Origin of the sequence: Salinigranum rubrum (assembly GCF_002906575.1) — an archaeon.
Taxonomy (GTDB): domain Archaea; phylum Halobacteriota; class Halobacteria; order Halobacteriales; family Haloferacaceae; genus Salinigranum; species Salinigranum rubrum.
Map to the genome: position 1 here is coordinate 2361040 of NZ_CP026309.1, position 21129 is coordinate 2382168.

The 21129-nt window shown below is 65.0% G+C and carries 16 protein-coding genes, 1 tRNA gene and 2 pseudogenes; 7 read left to right on the forward strand and 12 right to left on the reverse strand.

The genetic code is table 11. The features are described 5' to 3' along the window. Positions 1 to 49: 49 nt before the first annotated feature. From C2R22_RS11630 to C2R22_RS11650, 5 genes are all read right to left on the reverse strand, one after another. Entirely contained in the window at positions 50 to 1900 is a 1851-nt protein-coding gene (locus tag C2R22_RS11630; protein WP_103425902.1) for an FAD-binding protein, read from the reverse strand. 109 nt (positions 1901 to 2009) lie between these two features. Next, entirely contained in the window at positions 2010 to 2894 is an 885-nt protein-coding gene (locus tag C2R22_RS11635) for a succinate dehydrogenase/fumarate reductase iron-sulfur subunit (protein WP_103425903.1), read from the reverse strand. A 4-nt stretch (positions 2895 to 2898) separates the two neighbouring features. Further along, positions 2899 to 3270 carry a succinate dehydrogenase hydrophobic membrane anchor subunit gene (locus C2R22_RS11640; RefSeq protein WP_103425904.1) on the reverse strand — a complete coding sequence of 124 codons (372 nt, stop codon included), beginning with the start codon at positions 3268 to 3270 and terminating at the stop codon, positions 2899 to 2901. 1 nt (position 3271) lies between these two features. Continuing rightward, on the reverse strand, positions 3272 to 3664 hold the full coding sequence (gene sdhC, locus C2R22_RS11645) for a succinate dehydrogenase, cytochrome b556 subunit (RefSeq protein WP_103425905.1): 393 nt from the start codon (positions 3662 to 3664) through the stop codon (positions 3272 to 3274). 283 nt (positions 3665 to 3947) lie between these two features. After that, on the reverse strand, positions 3948 to 4973 hold the full coding sequence (locus C2R22_RS11650; RefSeq protein WP_103425906.1) for a succinylglutamate desuccinylase/aspartoacylase family protein: 1026 nt from the start codon (positions 4971 to 4973) through the stop codon (positions 3948 to 3950). 171 nt (positions 4974 to 5144) lie between these two features. Here C2R22_RS11650 and C2R22_RS11655 point away from each other — a divergent pair, with 171 nt between their 5' ends. Both C2R22_RS11655 and C2R22_RS25630 read left to right on the forward strand, forming a co-directional pair. After that, positions 5145 to 6503 (forward strand): putative ATP-dependent zinc protease, encoded by a 1359-nt coding sequence (locus C2R22_RS11655; RefSeq protein WP_103425907.1) that lies wholly within the window; start codon positions 5145 to 5147, stop codon positions 6501 to 6503. Between the two features lies 1 nt (position 6504). Next, positions 6505 to 6657, forward strand: coding sequence for a transposase (locus C2R22_RS25630; protein WP_173862797.1), 153 nt, complete (start codon positions 6505 to 6507; stop codon positions 6655 to 6657). Positions 6658 to 6666: 9 nt separating this feature from the next. On the opposite strand, the gene C2R22_RS11660 is transcribed toward C2R22_RS25630, so the two are convergent. Continuing rightward, positions 6667 to 7287 carry a DNA-3-methyladenine glycosylase family protein gene (locus C2R22_RS11660; protein WP_103425908.1) on the reverse strand — a complete coding sequence of 207 codons (621 nt, stop codon included), beginning with the start codon at positions 7285 to 7287 and terminating at the stop codon, positions 6667 to 6669. 391 nt (positions 7288 to 7678) lie between these two features. Here C2R22_RS11660 and C2R22_RS11665 point away from each other — a divergent pair, with 391 nt between their 5' ends. Together C2R22_RS11665 and C2R22_RS11670 are read left to right on the forward strand one after the other, a co-directional pair. Then, positions 7679 to 9601 carry a 3-hydroxyacyl-CoA dehydrogenase/enoyl-CoA hydratase family protein gene (locus tag C2R22_RS11665; protein WP_245903017.1) on the forward strand — a complete coding sequence of 641 codons (1923 nt, stop codon included), beginning with the start codon at positions 7679 to 7681 and terminating at the stop codon, positions 9599 to 9601. Between the two features lie 87 nt (positions 9602 to 9688). Then, positions 9689 to 9763: transfer RNA gene (locus C2R22_RS11670), tRNA-Glu, on the forward strand. Between the two features lie 196 nt (positions 9764 to 9959). Here C2R22_RS11670 and C2R22_RS25060 read toward each other — a convergent pair. Next, complete coding sequence (locus C2R22_RS25060) at positions 9960 to 11201, reverse strand: hypothetical protein (RefSeq protein ID WP_162562467.1); 1242 nt, start codon at positions 11199 to 11201, stop codon at positions 9960 to 9962. 441 nt (positions 11202 to 11642) lie between these two features. On the opposite strand from C2R22_RS25060, the gene C2R22_RS11680 reads away from it, so the two are divergent. The 3 genes from C2R22_RS11680 (at position 11643) to C2R22_RS11690 (ending at position 13260) form a co-directional block, all read left to right on the forward strand. Further along, positions 11643 to 12038 (forward strand): hypothetical protein, encoded by a 396-nt coding sequence (locus C2R22_RS11680; RefSeq protein WP_245902743.1) that lies wholly within the window; start codon positions 11643 to 11645, stop codon positions 12036 to 12038. Between the two features lie 136 nt (positions 12039 to 12174). Then, positions 12175 to 12738: a DUF7344 domain-containing protein gene (locus C2R22_RS11685; protein WP_103425911.1), complete on the forward strand. Its 564-nt coding sequence runs from the start codon at positions 12175 to 12177 to the stop codon at positions 12736 to 12738. 69 nt (positions 12739 to 12807) lie between these two features. Then, positions 12808 to 13260, forward strand: a complete 453-nt coding sequence (locus C2R22_RS11690; RefSeq protein ID WP_103425912.1) for a disulfide bond formation protein B — start codon at positions 12808 to 12810, stop codon at positions 13258 to 13260. Between the two features lie 4 nt (positions 13261 to 13264). On the opposite strand, the pseudogene C2R22_RS11695 reads toward C2R22_RS11690, so the two are convergent. From C2R22_RS11695 to C2R22_RS11715, 5 genes and pseudogenes are all read right to left on the reverse strand, one after another. Next, a pseudogene (locus tag C2R22_RS11695) lies at positions 13265 to 14724 on the reverse strand (DASH family cryptochrome). A gap of 42 nt (positions 14725 to 14766) precedes the next feature. Then, positions 14767 to 15309, reverse strand: coding sequence for a DUF7344 domain-containing protein (locus C2R22_RS11700; protein WP_103425913.1), 543 nt, complete (start codon positions 15307 to 15309; stop codon positions 14767 to 14769). Between the two features lie 211 nt (positions 15310 to 15520). Then, positions 15521 to 17529, reverse strand: a pseudogene (locus tag C2R22_RS11705) (SpoVR family protein). Next, positions 17526 to 18845 carry a YeaH/YhbH family protein gene (locus tag C2R22_RS11710; RefSeq protein WP_103425914.1) on the reverse strand — a complete coding sequence of 440 codons (1320 nt, stop codon included), beginning with the start codon at positions 18843 to 18845 and terminating at the stop codon, positions 17526 to 17528. Before C2R22_RS11710 ends, C2R22_RS11705 begins: the two are co-directional and overlap by 4 nt. After that, positions 18836 to 21121 carry a PrkA family serine protein kinase gene (locus C2R22_RS11715; protein ID WP_103425915.1) on the reverse strand — a complete coding sequence of 762 codons (2286 nt, stop codon included), beginning with the start codon at positions 21119 to 21121 and terminating at the stop codon, positions 18836 to 18838. The genes C2R22_RS11710 and C2R22_RS11715 overlap by 10 nt, the downstream gene beginning before the upstream one ends. Positions 21122 to 21129 lie beyond the last annotated feature (8 nt).

Genomic DNA, 21129 nt, shown 5'->3' on the forward strand with positions numbered 1-21129 from the left:
GGGACGCGAGAAAGAAGCGGGGGGAACGCGGACGAGAGCGCGAGCGCGTTCAGTAGCTCCGGATCTTCGGCTCGTACGTCTTGTCCTCGCCCTCGAGGATGACGGGACGGAACCACACCTCGGGCGTGCCCTCGTTCCACGAGAGCATCGTGTGCTTCAGCCAGTTCTCGTCCTTGCGCTCTTGGTGTTCGGCCCGCCAGTGAGCGCCGCGGAACTCGTCGCGGACGAGCGCGCCGAGGGTGATGGCTTCGGCCAGATCGAGGATGTTCCGCGTCTCGATGGTCTGGATGAGGTCCGTGTTGAACGTCCGCGACGGGTCGGAGACGGCGACGTCCTGGTACGCCTCGCGAGCCTCGCGGATGTCGCGGAGCGCCTGCTTGAGACCGTCCTCCTCGCGGAAGACGTTGACGAACCGCGTCATGGACTTCTGCACCTTCGCGCGGATGGTCGCGTGGTTCGTGCCCTCCCGCGACATCAGCGCGTCGACGCGGGTCCGCTCGTCCGTGACCGCCCGTTCGACGCACTCGTCGGGGGTGAGTTCGGCCGTCGCTCCACCGTCCGGAGCGGTACCGCCGTCGGCGGCGACGTCGCCCGGCCCGCCGACCTCGCCCGGCTGGACCGGCGTGTCGACTTCGCCGACCTCGTACTCGCCGCGCTTGCCAGTCTCGATGCGCGCCGTACCGAGGTCACGACCGGCGGCGTGCTGGCCGGCGCGCTTGCCGAAGACGATGAGTTCGGGCAGCGCGTTGCCGCCCAGTCGGTTGGCACCGTGGACGGAGGCGCAGGCGCACTCCCCGGCGGCGTACAGGCCCGTGATACAGGTCTCGCCGTTCTCGTCCGTCTCGACCCCGCCCATCGCGTAGTGCTGGCCGGGCTTGACCGGCATCGGCTCTTCGAGGCCGTCGACGCCCTCGAAGTCCTCCGCGAGGTGGAGGATGTTCTCCAGTCGGTCGATGATGCGCTCCTCGCCGAGGTGGCGCATGTCGAGGTGGACGTACTCGTCCTCGATACCGCGACCCTGGTTCACCTCGGTCAACTCGGCCCGGGAGACGACGTCCCGGGAGGCGAGTTCGCCGGCGTTGTTCGCGTAGCCGTGTTCGTACATGAACCGCTCGCCGTTCTCGTTGTAGAGGATACCACCCTCGCCGCGGACCCCCTCCGAGATGAGCACGCCCGTGGAGGGAAGCGTCGTGGGGTGGAACTGGATGAACTCCATGTCCTCGATGGGTGCGCCGGCGCGGTAGGCCATCGCCACGCCGTCCCCCGTGTTGGAGACGGCGTTGGTGGTGTGGTCGTACACCTGCCCGGGTCCGCCGGTGGCGAGGACGACGCCCTTGCGGGCGCGGAAGCCGGCGATTTCGCCCGACTGGATGTCGTAGGCGACGACGCCGTGACACCTCCGGTCTTCGGGCCGCTCCTCGTCGCTCACGGCGAGACGGGTGGCGTACCACTCGTCGTACACCTCGATGCCGCGCTTGACCAGTTGCTCGTACATCGTGTGGAGCAACTGGTGGCCGGTTTCGGCACCGGCGTAGGTGGTCCGCGGGAACGAGAGGCCGCCGAACGGTCGCTGGGAGACGCGGCCGTCCTCGTCGCGCGAGAAGGCCATCCCCCAGTGTTCGAGCTGCATCGTCTCCCTGGGGCTCTCCTTACAGAGGGTCTCGACTGCGGGGGCGTCCCCCAGGTAGTCCGAGCCCTTCATCGTGTCGTAGGCGTGGTCCTTCCACGAGTCGCCCTCGCGGAGGGCGGCGTTGATGCCGCCTTCGGCCGCACCCGTGTGGCTCCTGACCGGGTGGAGCTTCGTGACGATGGCCACGTCGGCTCCTTCTTCCTGTGCTGCGATGGCCGCACGCAGGCCCGCACCGCCCGCGCCGACCACGATAACGTCGTGTTCGTACATTGTATGAGTGTCCGTGTGTCCGCGAGTGTCCGCGTTCCTTTTTAAAGCTCGTCCGTGGATGGCGGTTAGGACTGGGTTGACTTGAGCGTTTCCGCCCCCGTCCCCGCCTTCACCAGAACTTCAGGTTGTTCTTGACCGCCTCGCGTTTGAGCTCCTGGATGTGCTCGGTGAGGGGGATGTCCTTCGGGCACACCTCCGTACAGGAGAACTGCGTCTGACACCGCCAGACGCCGTGTTCCTGCTCGATTATCTCGAGCCGTTGCTGTTTGATGTCCTCGCCCTCCCGTTCGTCCATCGCGAAGCGGTACGCCTTGTTGATCGCCGCCGGGCCGAGGTACTGGTTGTCGCCGGCCGCGATGTTGCACGAGGACATACACGCGCCGCACCAGATACACCGCGTGGACATCTTGATCTTCTCGCGGTTCTCTCTCGTCTGGCGCTGCTCGTCCAGTTCGCCGTCGGGGAGTTCGTTCGTCTGGAAGTACGGCTCGACGGCCTCCATCTGGTCGTAGAAGTGCTCCATGTCCACGACGAGGTCCTTCACGACCTCCTGGTGGGGGAGCGGCTCGACGCGAACCGGCTCGTCCAGGTCCGAAAGCTGGGTCTTACACCCCAGCCGCTGTCGACCGTTGACGAACAGCGCGTCGGAGCCACAGATGGCCTGCCGGCAGGAGTGTCGGAAGGTGAGCGAGGAGTCGTAGGTGTCCCGCGCGTACATCAGCGCGTCGAGCACCGTCATCCCCTTCTCGAAGGGGACGTGGAACGAGTCGAACCGCGGCTTCTCCTTCTCGGGGACTTCGGGGTCGTACCGGAACACCTTCAGCTCGACGGTGTCCTCGGCCTCCTTCGCGCGCTCGGCCGCCTCCTCCTGCCGCTCCTGTTCTCGCGCTGCTGCCTTGCGACGGCGCTCGGCACGGCGCTGGTCGCCCTTCGAGGGTGCCTGTTCTTCGGCTTCCGGTTCCGCTTCCTGGGTCTCTGGGACTTGCGTACTCATGGTGTTAGAACGTCGGGAAGCCCGCCCACGCGTTCGCCGTGCGGATGCCCTGGATGACGAGCACCGCGCTGGCGAGCACGAGCGCGCCCTTCACGACCTGAAGTTTCGTGCCCGTGAGGCCCTGGTTCACGAGCGCGTTGTAGACGCCGTTGACCCCGTGGAACGTCGCCGTCACGAGGAACAGGACCATCAACGAGTAGTACGAGAGCTGTTCCATCCGCGCGGAGGACATGGCGAACGTCACCTCGTCGGCGTGGTTGACGAAGTGAAGCAGGAAGAAGTGGAAGGCCAACACGATGACGAGGAACGCCGCCGTGATGCGCTGCCAGAGCCACCGCCGACCGCCCGGCTTGAACGAGGAGTAGCGTTCCGCCATCTCAGAACACCCCTGCCATGAACGTCGGCACGCTCGCGACGACGATGGCGCCCGTCAGAACGAGCGACGCGTAGAAGCTCTTGTCCTGTGCCTCCAGCCCGACGCCGAGGTCGACGAGGAGCAGACGCAACCCGTTGAGGATGTGGAACACCGCCACCGCGAGGAGCCCCACTTCGAGGATGCGAACGACGAGGAGGCTCTCCAGCGCCTGGATGGTGTTGGTGTACGCCGCGTCACCCGATAGCGCGGTCGAGAGGACCGCGATGTGGGTGAAGAGGTATCCCACGAGCACCCAGCCCGTGAACTTGTGGAACACCCAGGCCCACATCCCGGCGGAGAACTCCCGCCACCGGCCGAAGTCCTCGACGAGGCCTCGACTGTGATACTTACTCATGCTCCTGTGTGGCTGGGTACCGGGGTGGTATAGAAGTTACGCGTTTGCGTCCGGGAGTGAAGGGGTGCGGGAGTCGATTCGGTGGGTGCCGTCTCCGTCGGGAGCCGACACACGCTGCCGGTGAGCAACGCGAAGACCGCGACCGTCGCGCCACCGCCTCAGTGCGGTCGGCGCGTGAGAGCGAGCAGCGCCCTAGCGACCGCGGGGCTTCCGTGCTGTTCGACGCGTGACCGTTTATCGTTCACCGTGTGCACGTAGCGTATCGAACGACTGCACCGACGGCTCACACGTGCGTGTGTCGGGCGGGCGACTGCTGCTGTTCGACGACGCCCAGCGTCTTCTCGTCCAGTTCCACCAGGTGACAGAGCGGGTTCCCCGGGTACACCACCGGGTTCTCCAGGACGCCGACGAGTACGCCCGTGAAGGGCGCTTTCACGGTGGTGTTGTCGTCCTTGAACGGGTTGGTGATGGTGCAGATGCGGTCGCCGATGTGGACGAGCGACCCCACCTCGTAGTGCATGTCGACGATGCCGCCGACGTCGGCGCGAATCCACGTCTTCTCCTGGTTGTCCGTGATGACTGTCCGCCAACCGGGCCACCGGACGAGGCTCGCGTCGCGGAGGCTGTACTCGGCGAACACCGACTCGACGCCCGCCAGCGCGTCGTCGATGAGTCGCCGCTGGAACCGGTGCGCCTCGCCCATCTCGATGGTGATGGTGGGAACGCCCGCGTCGGTCGCCTCGCCCCTGAGCGTGCCCTCGGGCCCCTCGCCGTCGATGATGACGTTCGAGCCGAACGCCCGGGCGAGGCGGGCGACGCGCTTGTTCTTCATGTCCGCGCGCACGTGGAGCATGTTCGTCCTCCCTCTCGTCGAGGTGTGGAAATCCAGCCCGAGGTCACACGGCTCGATGAAGTTCTGGAAGATGCGGTACGCCATCCGCTTCGCCGAGGTTGAGTCCTCGTGCCCGGGGAACGAGCGGTTCAGGTCGCGGTCGTAGATGGGGAGGTACCGCTCCTGTGCGAGGAACGCGGGGACGTTCAGCACGGGCATGCAGACGAGCGTCCCCGCCAGGTCGGAGAGGTCCCACTCGAAGGCCACCTCGCGGACGACCTCGATACCGTTGAGTTCGTCCCCGTGGGCGGCGGCGGTGAGAAACACCGTCGGTCCCTCCCGCTCGCCGTTGATGATGGTGACCGGGATGCGGACGGGGTCGCCGAGATACGTCTCGGAGATCCCGTAGCGGATGTTCTGGGTCTCCCCGGGGTCGACCCGCCCGCCGTTGTACGTGAAGGCCCCGTCAGTGGTCATTGTTCGGTACTGTTCCCCCGTGTATTTAAATCGTGAGCCACCGGATATCGGGGTCCTCGTGACGGTCTGTCGGTCCCCGTCGCCCGTGTGAATCCCGCTCGTGTCTGTGAGACTGACGCAGGCGAGAGGCCAACCGTCAACCCTTTTTCGCCCGCTCCGAAATCCAGTGCCATGCCTGAACAGGACGACGTACGTGTCGGTGTTCTCAGCCTCCACAACAGCAAGGAGACGAAGGCGATTCTCAACGCCGTCGAGGACCTGGGCCACACGCCGGTGTGGCTCCGCCGCGAGAACACCGCCGTCAACATCGAGGGGAGCGAGGTGACCGTCGAACCCGACATCGACATCATCGCCAACCGCCTGCTGCTCTCGAACACCGAAGAGCCCGCGGAACTGCTGGGGCTGGCGACGACGTTCAACCGCATCCGCCCGATGCTGAACGAACCCGACGCCGTCCTGACCGCCATCCACAAGTTCGCCACGGCGGCGACGCTGGCGAACTGGAACATCCAGGTGCCCGACGCCCTCTTGGCGCTCTCGAACGAGCGACTCAACCAGGGCCGCCAGCGCTTCGGCGACGTCGGCGTCTACAAGACCGCCATCGGCACGCACGGCGGGGGAACGTGGAAGGTCGACCTCACCGACGCGGTCAATCCGAAAGTCGGGAACCGACAGGCGTTCTTACAGGACCTCATCGACCGCGACGAGTCCCGGCACCGCGACCTCCGCGTCTACATCGTCGACGGGAACGTCATCGGCGCGATGTACCGCTACGCCCCCGACGGCGACTGGCGGACGAACGTCGCGCTCGGCGGCGCGGTCGAGGACGCCACCGACGAGATGCCGACCGAGGCGCGCGAGACGGCGCTGTACGCCGCGGACGTCATGGGGCTCGACTACGTCGGCGTCGACCTCGTCGAGGGCGAGGACGGCTGGTTCGTCCTCGAAGTGAACCCGACGGCGGGGTTCAAAGGCCTCCACGAGGCGACGGGGAAGAGCGCCGGCCCCTACATCGCAAAGCTCGCCATCGAAACCGCCGGCGGCGAGGTCGACGACGAGCGCGTGGAGGAGCTCTCGTCGACGCTCGACGACTCGACGCCCTCGTGCAAGCCGCGCTCCGCCGCGACCAAGGCCGAGGACACCCCGATCATCGGCTACATCGAGGACGTCGTCGTCTCGGGCACCAGCGGTTCCACGCAGACGCTCGCGAAGTCCGACACGGGCGCGACCCGGACCAGCATCGACACGTCGCTCGCCGCCGAAATCGGAGCCGGCCCCATCAAGAGCATGACGCGCGTGAAGAGCGGGTCGGTCAAGGGTGGGAAAGCACGCCCGGTCGTCGACCTCGTCATCGGCATCGGCGGGCGACAGCACACCGTCACCGCGAGCGTCGAGGACCGCTCGCACATGGACTACCCCGTGCTCCTCGGGCGGGACATCCTCGAACACTACCGCGTCGACGTCCGTCGGCGCTCCGACAGCGAGGACCGCAACCTCGAAGAGGAGGAAGAGGAGTTCGGGCTGGAGTGACGTGGCTGACTCACCCGACGAACGGCCGACTCGATGCCCTCACTGTGGGTCGCGCGACATCCGCGAGCGTCGCGAGACCGGCGGGGGCTGGCGGAAGGTGTACCGGTGTGCGGCGTGCGGCGCTCGGGTGATGTCGGACGACGAGGACGACTGACGACCCCGACTACTCCTCGACGACTTCGGCCACCGACTCGGCGATGTCCTCTTTCACCCGCCAGAGGTAGAGGCTCGCGTAGCTCCGGTACGGTCGCCACGCCTCGGCCTGCTCCACCATCTCCTCGCGGGAGAGGTCGCCGTACAGCGTCCGCATCCCCTTCCGGATACCCAGGTCGCCGACGGGGAAGACGTCCTGCCGACCGAGGGCGAACATCAGCTGCATCTCGGCGGTCCACGTCCCGACGCCGGTGATGGACGTGAGTTCGTCGATTACCGTCTCGTCGTCCATTCCGGCGAACGTCTCGTGGGAGTAGTCGTTCGCCAGGAACGCCTCGGCGACGTTCTTCACGTACCGGGTCTTCTGCCGGGAGAGCCCCGCTTCCTTGAGTGTGGTCTCGTCCGCGGCGAGCACGCCTTCGGGGGTCATCTCGACGGCGTCGAAGAGTCGCTCGCGGGTCGCCGCGGCCGACGCCATCGACACCTGCTGGCGGAGGATGGAAGTGACGAGTCGCTCGAAGAGGTCCGGCGCGGGGTCGATGTCGAGTTCGCCGTGTTCGTCGATGAGGGCCGCGAACACCTCGTCGGTGGCGCGGAGGTGGTCGTGGGGGTCACTGTCCGTCTGTGTCACGCTTTCCTCTACGTCCGCGCGGCGATAGTGGTTTCGCCGGCCGTCCACCGACGGCCGGTCCAGTCGGGTCCGGCCGTCCGTGCGATGCAGTGGCGGTGAGTAGTAAACACGACTGCGTGAGTAGTAAACACGACCGCGCTTCACCGCGTCCGTGCACCGCACGACAGCGTTCGTGGTCTCACCGCCGTCGACCCGACTTCCTCCCCGACAATCGGCTCGTCCGTCGCACTCGCCTCGGGGAAAGCTTCAACCGACGACCTACCGACGAGCGCGTATGGACGACGCCGACAGCGACACGACCGCGGAGACGGACGCCGACCCTGACACCGCCACCGACGCGGTTCGCTCCGTCGACGACATCTCGACCATCGCCGTCCTCGGCGCGGGGAACATGGGTCACGGCATCGCCGAGGTCGCGGCGCTCGCGGGCTTCGAGGTCTTCCTGCGCGACATCGACGACGACCTCGTCCGGGCGGGCTACGACCGGATCGAGTGGAGCCTCGGGAAACTCGCCGAGAAGGACCGTATCTCCGACGACGAGGCCGACGCCGCGCTCGACCGCGTCACGCCGGTCGTCGACCTCGCGGCCGCCGTCGGCGACGCCGACGTGGTGGTCGAAGTCGTCCCCGAGCGCATGGAGGTGAAGAAGGACGTCTACGCCGAGGTCGAAGCACACGCCCCCGACCGGGCGTTGTTCGTGACGAACACCTCCTCGCTCTCTATCACCGAACTCGGTCGAGAGACCGACCGGCCCGAGCGGTTCTGCGGGATGCACTTCTTCAACCCGCCCGTCCGGATGCGACTGGTCGAGGTCATTTCCGGGGCCGACTCGACGGAGGAGACGCTCTCGACCGTCGAGGCGCTCGCCGAACGCCTCGGGAAGACGCCCGTCCGGGTCCACAAGGACAGCCCGGGCTTCGTCGTCAACCGCGTGCTCGTCCCGCTGTTGAACGAGGCCGCCTGGGCCGTCCACGACGGCGAGGCCACCGTCGCCGAAGTCGACTCCACGACCAAGTACGGCCTCGGACTCCCGATGGGCAGCTTCGAACTCGCCGACCAGGTCGGCATCGACGTCGCCCTGCACGTCCTCGAGTACATGCACGACCAACTCGGCGACGCCTACGAGCCGTGTCCCCTCCTCGCAGAGAAAGTCGCCGCCGGTGACCTCGGGACGAAGTCGGGTGCCGGGTTCTACGACTACGAGTCGAGAGGAGCCGAGATTCCGACGGACGAGGTGCGAGAGGAGGTCCGCGAACGCCTCCTGGCGGTGATGGCCAACGAGGTTGCCGGTCTCGTCTCGAACGACGTCGCCGACGCCGAGGCGGTCGACCGCGCGCTGCAACTCGGCGCGGGTTTCCCCGACGGCCCGGCGAAGATGGCCGACGACGTGGGTCTGGATACCCTCGTCGCGTGCCTCGACGAGCGCCACGCGAAGACGGGCGCCGCGCGGTACGAGGTCGTCGAACACTTGCGTGACCTCGCCGCGAGCGAGGAAGGATTGCTCGAAGAGAAGGCCGAAGCGGCGGACGACGTCGGGTACGACACGCTCAGTGTCGACCGAGACGGGGGCGTGACCCACCTCGTCATCGACCGCCCGCACCGGCTGAACAGTATCGACGTCGACCTGTTGACCGACCTCGACGACGCCCTCACCGCGTGCGAGGAGGACGACGAGACGCGGACGGTCCTGCTGACCGGTGCGGGCGACCGGGCGTTCTCGGCCGGGGCGGACTTCCAGCGGGTCGCCGCCGAGTTGGATTCTCGATCCGTGGTCGACGTCTCCCGGGAAGGCCAGCGGGTGTTCGGCCGGTTCGAGTCCTCGCCGCTCCCGGTCGTCGCGGCCGTCGACGGGTTCTGCCTCGGCGGCGGGCTGGAACTGGCGGCCTGTGCGGACCTCCGAATCGCCACCCGGCGCTCGACGTTCGGCCTCCCCGAGCACAACCTCGGCATCATGCCCGGCTGGGGCGGCACCCAGCGCCTCCGCCACATCGTCGGCGAGGGTCGCGCGAAGGAGATTATCCTCACCGCCGAGCGGTACGACGCCGAGACGATGGCCGACTACGGCTTCGTCAACAGGGTGGTCGCCAACGACTCGCTCGACGAGCGGGCGCTCGAACTCGCCCGTGACCTCGCGGCCGGGCCGCCCATCGCGCAGGCGTACACGAAGCGCGTGATGCTCCGCGGCCGCGACGACACCGACGCGGGGCTCGAACTCGAAGCGCAGGCGTTCGGCCACGTCTTCGGGACCGACGACGCCAGCGAGGGAATCGCGGCGTTCGACTCCGACCGCGACCCGGAGTTCACCGGCGAGTGACAGGAGTCCCCGTGAGGGGAGTTCTCGCACCCGAGACGACCCGAAGACGGAATCCTTAAATCGGTCCCGTGGTCACAATCGAGTGCCGCTCGGTTGGTGTAGTCCGGCCAATCATCTTGGCCTTTCGAGCCGAGGACAGGGGTTCAAATCCCCTACCGAGCATGTTTCTGAACGAACGAAGTGAGAAAGAACCACGCGCAGCGTCGGGGATTTGAACCCTGCCGGTCGCGCGCAGCGTCAGCGAGCACGTCCGGGTCCGGTTCAAATCCCATACCGAGTATTCTCCGTCGAATTATCGTCGAGCGACCGCTCTGCGTGTCTACTTAGATTGGGAGAAATCTGAGTCAGATAGACTCGGCTATCCATAGGTTGCTTTCGAGTATTCCTGAGTTTTCTCTACAATGCTCTCACTCAATTCTCGCCATCGTGCCCCATTCTCGCCGGAGTCCATTTCGGTAAGGACCTTACCAAGTTGCTCTGGATCAACATCAGCCCAATCAAATAATTCGTCGATATTGAATCGATCTTTAATTTCATCATAGTTATCGATGACTAGTTCTTTCTCTCGTTCGTTCATATTTGGTTCAATCACGTTAAACGGGAGCGTAGAAAGAAGCTCAGAGACTCCAATTTCACTGATAACCCGATCCGAGATCACCTCTGAAAGATCTTCCGAAGTCCCAGTTTTGAGGAAGCTCAAGGCCTCATACGTACCAGAGAGGTAACTGTCCACATCTTCGATTTCTGGATAAATGGTCATATCAGCCAACTCCAGAGGCATCACAGCGATGAAGCCATCCCGAGCATGGTCGGAAGGGATTGAGGGCTGGATTGCCTCCTCAAGAAACCGTTCGGCGGTTCTGTAGTCGTGGTCAGGGTACACCACGTACATTCGCATGTATTTGACTTCCTCTGGGAACCCTCTATCTGGGTACTTGTTTCCTATTCTTGTGTGCGGGAACCGCTCAATTGCCTGTGTTACCTCCTCATTGTAGTGCATCTTCTGACTGAAGAGCAAGAATTTGGTAGCTTCATTTCCGATGCGCTCCATCTCTCTTTGAATTTCTTGAGCTGTTTCACGGTTAATCGTCTTGGTATGTAACTTTCCACGAGCAACGAGCCGACCAAGAGTACGTCGGAGTTCGCTTGAACGCTCCCGGTCACTGAATAAAACAAGAGCAAGCTGTTGTGTCGTCCCGAATTTGATAGCGAATTCTAGAGCCAGATCGCGTGGCTCATCTGGTTCTTGTCCAAATAATTCCTGTGGCTCTCCATCAACTCCCTCAATTGTGTTCCGAGCCGCGTCAAATGCACCGAGGAACTCGGTCGTCGCATCGTCAATTTCTCCAAGATTAAAATTAGTCATCAGATCATCTATTTGTGTCTTCATTTCGGCTTGCTCAACGGCCTTTCCAGAAATGAATATTTCACGACATAATAGAAGGATGACAATAATATTCTCACGAGATTGCGGAAGAGTATCAAAACTCAGTGATACACCTATCTGATAGATTGCTTCCTTGGTCGGTTCTGTGTTAGATTCAAGAACCGCTGAAACTAACTCATCGTTATCCGCAGGTGTCAGTCCAAACTCGTTCATTCGCCCGCGAAATCGTGATGCAAGATTTCGGATGAGATCTTCTCGCTGATTCTGTCGCTTTCGCGCGTCGTACATATTCTCAATCCGGTTTGCGAAGGGAATGCTAGCTGTCGCCAGTACAGCGAGAATAGCGGTCACTTCTGTGGAGAACGAAAAAATACGCGTGAGAGCTACGATTCCACCGATTGTCAGGTATAGGAGTCCAAATACGACTACTCTCAATCGCATTTTGAGACACATCAGTCGTGATAGTATTAAATATACATGATGATTGATACCTCGTGTCGTGGAAACATGACGTGGGTTGGACGTACGACACGGAACCACCCTCTCGACGTGACAATCGATAACTCATGAAAACGCGCTGCTCCGCAGTAACTCGTTCAAATCCCCATTCGTCCCTCGTCGTCACCCTCTTGTCACGTCCCCCGAGCGTCGACCATGGTCCTCCACGACCGCCTCCGCCCGTGGCACGGCGTGATGCTCGCCGTCTTCCTCCTCGGCGCGGGTCTGTCGCTCGCGCGAAACGGAGCCCTTACCACACGAACCGCCTCGCTCGCGCTCCTCTCCGGACTGTTCGGACTCGTCGTCTTCCAGTTCACCGTCGGCAACGTCTGGGGGTACGCCGTCGAGTACTACAACGCCGGCGGGCGGTGGACGGACCTCCCCTTTCTCGTCCCGTTCGTCGCCGCGGGCCTCGCGGGAGCGGTCGTCGCGCTCCGGTTCGAGAGCCTCGCCGCCGGCGCGTGGACGGCGTTCTGGACGTTCGTCGTCGTCGCGGGGCTCGTCGCCATCACCGCGTGGATGGCGGTCGGCTACCGCGACGTTGCCGAGTGAACGAGGGCCGTGGCCGCCGGTCGGAGTCCGGCTATCACCCGTGCGAACGACGTCGGACGCCGCTCGTGAGAGTGTGAGATAGTTGTATATACGGCCGGCCCCCTAGGCAGAACGTACTCCGGAGGAGCCTCACAGGATGGCCACCCACAGCCGATTCGACGACGAGTCGACGCCCACCGAGCTGACACAGGACACCGTCTTCTCGGTGTTGAGCAACGAGCGACGGCGTCACGTCCTCAGACACCTCCACGAGAACGAGAACGAGGGATCGGACATCCGCGAACTCTCCCAGCAACTCGCGGCGTGGGAGAACGACGTCCCGCCAGAGGCGGTGACGTACAAACAGCGAAAGCGCGTGTACACCTCGCTGCACCAGACGCACCTCCCGGCGCTCGCCGACGCGGGCGTGGTCGACTACGACCGGGACCGCGGGACGGTCAGGCTCACCGCGCGGGCGTCGGTGCTCGACGAGTATCTCGCGGCCGACACCGACGGGTCGACCGCACCGCCGTGGCACTCGGTCTACCTCGCCATCGCCGCGGTCGGGACCGTCGCGACGCTCCTGGCCGCGGTCGACCTGCTGCCGGCGGCCGTGCCCCACCTCGCCATCGCCGGGGTCGTCTCCGTCGTCCTCGCCGTGGTCGCGGGGGTCCACAGCTACCTCGCGTCCGACGGGGGGAACAGTCACGATGGCCGCTGAACGCACACGGCCCGCCAGTCTTGGTCCTCGCGGTGGATTCGATTGGGACCCAGAAACCGACCCGTCGACGTGACTGACGCTCGTTCACTCCCCGGAACGCTCCTCGCGGCGCTCACGCTCGTCGCGAGCGTCGCGACCGCCGGAAGCCTCTACTTCAGTCTCGGCCTCGGCCTCGTCCCGTGTGAACTCTGCTGGTACCAGCGAATCCTGATGTACCCGCTCGTCGTCGTCGGCGGCGTCGCGGCGCTCGAACGACGGGTCGGCGTCTGGAGAACGGTCCTCCCGCTCTCGCTCGGCGGCCTCGCGGTCGCCGCGTACCACGTCTACCTGCAGGTGACGCCGGCCGCGGCCGGGTCGTGTAGTATCGGCGGCGGCTGTTCGGCGGTGTTGTACCCGATGCTCGGCGGCGTCCTCACGATTCCGCGGCTCTCGATGCTCGCGTTCACGCTCGTCTCCCTCCTGGGATTAGGACTCGCTCGGCTCGAACGCGGGGAGACGGAGTCGGCGAACCCGTGGCTGTGACCGGTCAGCGGAGTTTCTCGTAGGGCCGTTCGAGGTCGACCATCGGCTCGGGGTAGTCGACGCCCAGTTCGACGCCGTACTCCGCCTGTTCCTCGTCGCTCAGCGTCCACGGCTCGTGGGCGTACTCGGGGGGAGCGGGTCGAGTGCGGGGAGCCAGTGGGTGACGTACTCGGCGGCCGAGTCGTACTTGCGGGCCTGTTTGACGACGTTGAAGTATCTGTCCCGCGAGTCGTTGCCGACGCCCGCGATGTACGCCCAGTTGCCGTAGTTCGAGCAGGGGTCGTAGTCGACGAGTCGCGTCTCGAAGTACGCCGCCCCCCGCCGCCAGTCGAGGCGGAGGTTGTTCGCGAGAAAGGAGGCCACGTTCTGTCTGCCCCGGTTGGACATGAATCCCGTCCGGTTCAGTTCGCGCATGTTCGCGTCGACGAACGGAACGCCCGTCTCGCCCCGCGCCCACCGCTCGAACGCCGCACTATCCTCCCGCCAGTCGATGTCGTGACGCTCGCGTATGCCCGGCCGAGAGAACATCGTTCCGCCGTGTTTGGCCGCCTGAAACTGAAAAAAATCCCGCCACAGAAGCTCGAAGAGGAGCCAGTACGTCGAATCGTTCTCGACTCTCTCCGACTCGTACCGGCGCACCTCGTCGTGGACGTACCGCGGGGAGAGACAGCCCTCGTTGAGCCACGGCGAGAGCTTCGAGGAGTAACCCTCCCCGAGCATCCCGTTCCGCGTCTCCTTGTACTCGCGCAACCTGTCTTCGTCCCAGATGTAGGAGTCGACCCGGTCGAGCGCCGCCGACTCGCCCCCGTCGAACGGGAGGACGCCGCGCTCGTCCGGGTCGGTCGGGGACGCGGCGTCGCCGAGGAGGTCCGCGGGTGTCGGGACGGCCCCCGGCTCGACTCCCTCGAACGACTCGGGCAGCGGCGGCAGCGACGGCGTCTCGACCTGCGCGCGGACGCTCGCCTCGCGCTCGACCGCCTTCCGAAAGGAGGTGTACGTGTCCGGGATGTCGGTGTAAGGGGTCGGGAGGTCGTTGATGTGGTAGAGGGTGTGGCCCCACCGTCGACGAACCTCGACGCCGTCCTCGCGGAGTCGAGCCGTGACCGCCGACTCGGCCCCGCTCTCCTCCGGAGTCGGCCACGTGTGCATCGAGACGAGGTCGGCGTCGACCGCCCGCGCGAGAGCGGGGAGTACGTCTTCGGGGAGGCCTTCGCGGACGACGAGGTCCGAGTCGTGCTCGCGGAGCGACCCGCGCAGGTCCGCGAGCGACTCACAGCGGAAGCGCACGCGGTGAGCGCCCGTCTTCTCGAATCGGAACGAGTCGCGGCCGCCGTAGGGGCGCTCGCCGTAGTCGCGCGGGTCGAAGACGTACACCGGGAGGAGGGAGTCGGCCGCCGCGGTCGAGAGCGCCTCGTTGTCGTGAAGCCGGAGGTCCCGCCGGAACCAGACGAGAGCAGTCGTCATGGCCGGGCTAGGGAAGGGGGTGACTTGAACCTGCTCGCCGCGTTAGTCGCGAAGCCAGTTGGCGGCGTCGCGCTGGGTGAGGTGGTGGTACGCCGCGGAGACGCAGATGATCGCAAAGAGGGACCCGCCGAGCAGCACGGGGTCGGCTTCCGAGAGAACGGGAACGCCGACGCGGTGTGCGAAGAGCGTCAGCACGCCGAGGAGGCTCACCGTGAAGTAGTACGAGGCCCACGAGAGCGCGTTCTTCGGGACGACCTCCATGTAGACGGCGACGTCGTCGGCGTTTTCGGCCCGTTCGACCGTCTTCGCGTTCGCGTCGTACGTGACGATACCGAGGTCGTCGAGTTTCGGGAGGTGCGTCTGGTGGAGGGAGACGTAGACGCTCTGTCGGACGTTGCGCGGTGGCGGTTGCTCGCCGGACTCCACACCCGCGATGTACTCCGCGAGATCGCTCACGGACTGGCGTTCCTCCGTCTCGGCGAGTCGCTCGAGAACCAGCCGACGCCGGTCGTTCCGAAGGACGTCGTGTATCTCTGTCTCCGCGAGCGAGGACTCACGGTGCGTCTGGGCGGGACCCGGATTCATCCAACTGGTTCTGACGGACGACGATATATGAAACTAGGTCGGTAATTCTCTAACTCGATATTGTCCGCCACGTTCTACTGCTAGAATCTTCTCAAACATGAGAACAGGGAATCGACGAAACCGGTGGACGAGTGCGATAAAGCCAGGATAGAAAGCCGGACGAGACGACGCGTCGAGTCCGGCCGGACTCCTCAGTGGCGTCCGAAGCCGGTCAGGCGAGCCACTCCTCGGGTTTGGTGTCGTAGTCGACGTCGGTCGCCTGGATGCGCTCTTCGAGTTCGGGGTCGAGGTCGTACGTCTGGAAGCCGTCACCGTCGTACCGGATGCGCTTGCCCACCTCGACCGGCGTCGGCTCGCGGTTGCGCCGGCGCGCGACTTCGACGTCGTGGTCGTCGTACTCCTTGACGATGGTCATCAGATTGACCGGACGGCCCCACAGGTGATACACCCGTTCGAGCACCGACTTCGCCTGCGGGACGTCGAGCATGATGCCGTTGTACTGGTGGCCCAAGAGGAGTTCACCCCGGTTGTCGAAGTTGCCGTCGTAGACGGCGATAGTCGGCTTTCCGAAGTTGGTGAACTGCAGGAGGAGCTTCTTCTTGACGTCCTCGTACTCGGTCGAGGTGACGCGGAAGTCGCCGCTCGTCTGGGTGTACTCGTACGTGAAGTAGTGGTTGTCCGTGACGAACTCCTGGGTGAGGAACTCGTCGAGGAACGTCACGTCGTTGTGGCTCTCGCGCACCTCGCGCATCCGCGCCCAGCCGGCGCCGTGGTCGACGTCGTCGAGCGCCTCCGCGACCGTGTCGTACTTCTCGTCGTCGAACATGTATCGCGAGAGCTGTTCGAGGTCCGACCGGCGGACCCGCGAGCAGAACCCGCGGTTCTGTGGTTTGACGAGCGAGAAGTGTCGCTCGACGATTCCCTCGTACGTCAGGACCTTCCACGGGTACTTCTCGACGTCTATCTCGCCAGCGAGCGCCTTCTCCACCGCCTCGCTGTCGACGCGCGGGTCGTCGGCGTCGGCGAGTTCTTTCAGCGCGTCGAGGTTCTCGGCCGTGACGGCGTCGATGGCGGGGTGCGGTCGGAGCAGTTCCTGAACCTCGTCGAAGTCGACGACGTCGCGGAAGTTACGCCAGGTGATGCCCCTGACGCGCAGGAGTTTGTCCGCCACCTCTCGGCGGTTGGTGGTGTTCTCGACGTACTCCCACAGCTCCTTGCCGAGCTTGTAGGGGTTCAGCCCGGGCGAGCCGAGGACCCGAGACTGGTGGTCGGCGTAGGTGACGAACTCGTCCGTGCCGGCGAACCGTTCGTCGCCCATCATCAGCGACTCCCAGTAGGCGGCCCACCCCTCGTTCATCACCTTCGTCATCTTCTGGGCGGCGAAGTAGTACGACTCCGTCCGGAGCATGTCGAGGACGTCCTTCTGCCACGGCTCCATCTCCACCGCGCGGCCCTCCTCCGCGTCGTACTGCATGCCGTGTTCGCGGAGGTACGCCGCGACGTCCTTCCGGGGCTCGGTGAGCTTCGCGGCGCGCTCTTCCGCTTCGGCGAGCGTGTCGAGCCACTCGTCGTCGAACACCTGTCGCCGCACCTCCTCGGAGATGTTCATCGTATCGAGGCGCTTGCGGAGGTCTTCGGGCTGCGTCCGGGTGCGACCCTCGCCCGCCTCCTCGAACGCGCGGTGCTGGTCGATGGTGTCCTCCAGGGTGAGGACGGCGTCGATGAACGTCTCCACCTCCTCGCGGTCGATTTCGGGGTCGTTCATGTACGCCGCGATGGCGTCGGCGTGCCGTTCGAGCATCGCCGCCGCGTTGGGGTCGTCCCCCTCGCCGAGGAAGAGGCCGAACCACTCGTTGTTGGCGAAGAAGTCCGCGTGCGCCTCGACGTGGGTGATGACCGCCTTCTGGTCCGTGAGCGTGTTCGACAGCTGGAGGAAGGCGTGGGAGGGGTTGTCGTTGTTGACGATTTCGAACGCCTTGCCCATCCCGAACTGCCCCTGCTTGCGCTGGCGGTCGTACGTCATCCCCACCGCCAGTGGGGGTAGCGACGCTGGAACCCGCCGTAGGCGATGAGCTCGTTCATCTCGTCGTAGTCGACGATCCAGTAGTTCACCGGATAGGGCTCCAAGCCGAGCTTCCGGGCGAGGTTGCCGGCCTCGCGGACCGGTTCTTCGAGTTCCTGGGCCTCTCGCTGCTTGTCGACTCTGTCTGAGTTGCTCATTGACCGTCCTCCGTGCTGAGTATCTCGTAGATGGCGTCGACGACGTCGGCCGGCGAGGAGACGTAGGTGACGACGACGTTGCCCGTGTCGCCGAGCGCGCGGTCGACCTCCTCGGCGTGGGTCGCGTTGATGGCCGTCCCTCCCGGCTGGGTCTCGACGTACGCGTGGAGGTTCGCGGGTATCTCCTCCATCAGTGGGATGACGTTCTCGGTGGTGTCGTTCGACGAGTTCTCCGAGTCACCCGCCGCGAACACGTAGCGGTTCCACTCGTTCCAGGGGTACTCCTCCTCTAAGACCGCCTTCGCGAGTTCGTACGCGCTCGAAATCTTGGTCCCGCCGCCCGAGCGGATGCCGAAGAACTCGTCGCGCTCGACCCGCCACGCCTCCGCGTCGTGGGCGATGTAGACGAACTCCGCGTTGTCGTACTTTCCGGTCAGGTACCAATCGAGCGGCGTGAAGGTGCGCTCGACCAGTTCGCGTTTCTTCTCGCGCATCGACCCCGAGACGTCGCGGATGTTCACCACGACGACGTTCTTCTCCTTCTTCTCGATGATCTCGGGGTGGCGGTAGCGCTCGTCTTCTCGTCGGAAAGGCACCTCTTTGAGCCCGTCGCGGCGGATGCGCTGAATCGCGGTGGTCCGCTCGACGTTCGCTTCCATCTCCTCGAACGACGCCCACGTCCCGCGTTCGTCCTCCGGAATCTCACCGAAGGCCTCCTCGACCCACGGGAGGCTGACGAGGATGTGCTGTTCGCGGCACCACCGGAAGACGTCGCGGGCGTCTTTCCCGGCGACTTTGCACGCCTCGCGGACGAACTCCTCGTCGAAGTCCATCGAGAGCTTCCGCTTGAGTCCCTCCTTGAACAGCTTCTCGAAGTCCAGCGTCGAGTTGGGGCCCGAGCGCGTGATGTCCGTGAAGTCGCCCTCGATCTCCTCGATGACCTGCTTCCCCTTGGGTTCGAGTTCGAGGCCGAGTTCCTCGTCGAGTTCCTCGGCGAACTCCTCGGGGTCCATCTCGTAGTACTCGTGCTCTGCGCCCTCCTCGCCGGGGTCGCCCTCCTCGTCGCCGTCACCGGGCTGGGGCTGTGGCTGGCCGACCGGCTGACCCACGTCGGGCGTGCCGCCCTGCCCCTGACCGACGCCGCCCTTGTCGAGTTGGTCGTACTCGAACGACGGAAGGTCGACGACCTTGATTGGGATTTTTATACTGTTGGGGCCGCTTCCCCCCAGGTCGCCGTAGGTGATGAACTCCTTGAGGTCCTCGCGGCGCTCCTCGCCGACTTCTCGAAAGCGTTCGACGTCGTCTCTCAGTCCCATTGGTAGCTCACCTCCCGCATCACGTCGCGGCTCACCAGTTCGGCCGAGGCCGGCGTGTATCCGTTCTCAGTCATGTGTTCGATGGTCCGGGCTTTGATCTCCTCCGTGTCGGTGTTCGCCGGCGGGTCGGCCCACTGGCTCGGGTCGAGGTCGGGGAACAGTCGCTGGACGTCCTCCCAGTCGTGCGTGTCGAGCACAGCGCGGATCACGGGGATGTCGGAGAAGTCCACGTCCGTGATGGAGAAGTCCTCGTCGCGGTTCTCCCACGCGTAGCGGTTCAAGGCGCTGATGACGCGCTCGCGTCGGAACTCCACCACGTCCTCGTTCGGTTCGTTCCCCGCGTAGTCGTCCTCGCGGAAGCGGCCGAGGTGTTCGGTCTCGAACAGTCGCATCAGGAGCGGGTCGGGGTCGACCGGGCCGTGTTCGGTCTCCAGTTGGTCGTCGCTGGCCCACGCGTACACGTGCTCGATGTACTCCTCGACCGTCTCGGCCTCGACGCCCTTCTCGGCGAGAAGCGCGTCCAGCACGTCCGTCTCCTGGCGCTCGTAGACGTGGTCCTTGACGATGGCCAGCCGCGACTCGTACTCCGTGACCTCCGCGCGCGAGAAGACGGGCGCGTCGGCGAGTTCGCTCGCCATCGCGTCGAGGACGTCCATCGACGTGATGACGCGTTCGACTGGGAGCGACTCGTGTCGTCTCCCCGTGTCCTCGTGGAGCAGGTCGGCGATGACGTCGCGCGTGAACGTGACCGGGATGCCGTGGGTGCCGTCGCCCGTCCCGACGAAGTCGAACTCGTCGGCGTCGACCCGCTCGTCGCCCTGCTGGAGGTAGCCCTGGTCGTACAGGAGCGCCTTGTCGACGAGGCTCAACCCCGCCGAGAGGTCCTCGCCGTCCAGCCGGGAGACGACGGAGTACATCGCCGCCGCCTCGACCGCGTGCGGGGCGAGTTCGCGGTCGGTGAGTTCGCCGGCGCTGTCGCGCACCTCGATGACGAGACCCGCGCGAATGCGGTCGTCGACCTCCGCGTCGGACTCGCTGTCCCACACCGACGTCTCGTTCGTCAACTCGCGGCGGATGAGTTCCGCCTCCAGCGAGTAGTTCGTCAGGTAGCGGAACTCGTGTTTGTTCAGCCTGCGTTTGAGCGCCTTCAACGGGTCCCGTCCGTTACGGTCGGCGTACTTGTCGAGTTCGGCGTCGAGGTCGGGGTTCGAGATGATCACCAACTGCGTATCGATGTCCATCCCGATTCCCTTGTCCAGTTTGACGTGCCCCTCGTCGGGGACGTTCAGCAGCTTCTGGAGCAGGTCGGCGTGCTGGGTGGCGTCCTCGACGATGGTCAACAGGCTGTTGCCCTGCGAGAGCACCCCGTCGTACGAGAACGCCTGCGGGTTCTTTCTCCCCCGTGAGTCGAGTTCGCGCAACATCCCGGGCATCCACGAGCCGACGAGCCGTTCTTTCGGCGAGCCGTCGTCCTCGGAGTGGAGGATGCCGATTCCCCGTCCCACGTCGACGACGTAGTTCTTCACCCGCAGGTGTCTGTCGTCCGTGACCTCGCTGAAGAGGTTCTGCTTGCCCGCGCGGCGGTACTGCTCTTCGAGGTGGTGGTACGCCTCCCGACAGAACGGGTCGAGGTCCTCGTCGACCGAGAGGGGGATGTGGTCGCCCGAGGCGTCGTTGAGCGCCCCGACCACGTCACGGCGCACCTCCAGCGGGAAGACGGTGAGCGGGTGTGACTGCACCGGCGACTCGTACCAGTCCTCCTCGTGGTCGAGTTCGTCACCGTACGACAGCCCCCGCGTGTCGGAGACGTTCGCGATGTTCCACTCGACCGTGTACCGGCGACCGGCGTCGGTCTTCGAGTACTCGCGGAGGCCGTTGACGAGACACCGCTTCAGTTCGGATTTTCCCGTGGCCGTGGGGCCGTCGAACCAGATGAGTTTCTCCGCTTTGCCCCTGTCGGCGGCGATGGTTCGGAGGTCGTCGACGAAGTCGTTCAGGATCTCCGTGTTCCCGAGGACGGCGTGCTCGCCGTCGTTCGCGGGGTCGTCGAAGAACCGGTAGCGCTCGCGCTCTTCGCCCTCCTCGACCACGGTGCGCGTGCCCATCGATTCGATCGCCTCCAAGAGGTACTTCGAGGCGTGCGAGGCGATGGAGGGACGCTCGAACGCGCGGTCGAGGTACGTTTCGAGGCTCATCGGCTCCTCGTACGTCCCCCGGAGTTCCTCGTCGGCGGCACGGATGAAGTCGGGCCGCTCGGCCGGCGTGTTCTGGCGCATTCGCTTCA

Coding starts and splice junctions, on each gene's coding strand:
- C2R22_RS11630 (WP_103425902.1), bottom strand. CDS start 1,900: ATGTACGAACACGACGTTATCGTGGTCGGCGCGGGCGGTGCGGGCCTG.
- C2R22_RS11635 (WP_103425903.1), bottom strand. CDS start 2,894: ATGAGTACGCAAGTCCCAGAGACCCAGGAAGCGGAACCGGAAGCCGAA.
- C2R22_RS11640 (WP_103425904.1), bottom strand. CDS start 3,270: ATGGCGGAACGCTACTCCTCGTTCAAGCCGGGCGGTCGGCGGTGGCTC.
- sdhC (WP_103425905.1), bottom strand. CDS start 3,664: ATGAGTAAGTATCACAGTCGAGGCCTCGTCGAGGACTTCGGCCGGTGG.
- C2R22_RS11650 (WP_103425906.1), bottom strand. CDS start 4,973: ATGACCACTGACGGGGCCTTCACGTACAACGGCGGGCGGGTCGACCCC.
- C2R22_RS11655 (WP_103425907.1), top strand. CDS start 5,145: ATGCCTGAACAGGACGACGTACGTGTCGGTGTTCTCAGCCTCCACAAC.
- C2R22_RS11665 (WP_245903017.1), top strand. CDS start 7,679: ATGGGTCACGGCATCGCCGAGGTCGCGGCGCTCGCGGGCTTCGAGGTC.
- C2R22_RS25060 (WP_162562467.1), bottom strand. CDS start 11,201: ATGAACGAGTTTGGACTGACACCTGCGGATAACGATGAGTTAGTTTCA.
- C2R22_RS11680 (WP_245902743.1), top strand. CDS start 11,643: ATGGTCCTCCACGACCGCCTCCGCCCGTGGCACGGCGTGATGCTCGCC.
- C2R22_RS11685 (WP_103425911.1), top strand. CDS start 12,175: ATGGCCACCCACAGCCGATTCGACGACGAGTCGACGCCCACCGAGCTG.
- C2R22_RS11700 (WP_103425913.1), bottom strand. CDS start 15,309: ATGAATCCGGGTCCCGCCCAGACGCACCGTGAGTCCTCGCTCGCGGAG.
- C2R22_RS11710 (WP_103425914.1), bottom strand. CDS start 18,845: ATGGGACTGAGAGACGACGTCGAACGCTTTCGAGAAGTCGGCGAGGAG.
- C2R22_RS11715 (WP_103425915.1), bottom strand. CDS start 21,121: ATGCGCCAGAACACGCCGGCCGAGCGGCCCGACTTCATCCGTGCCGCC.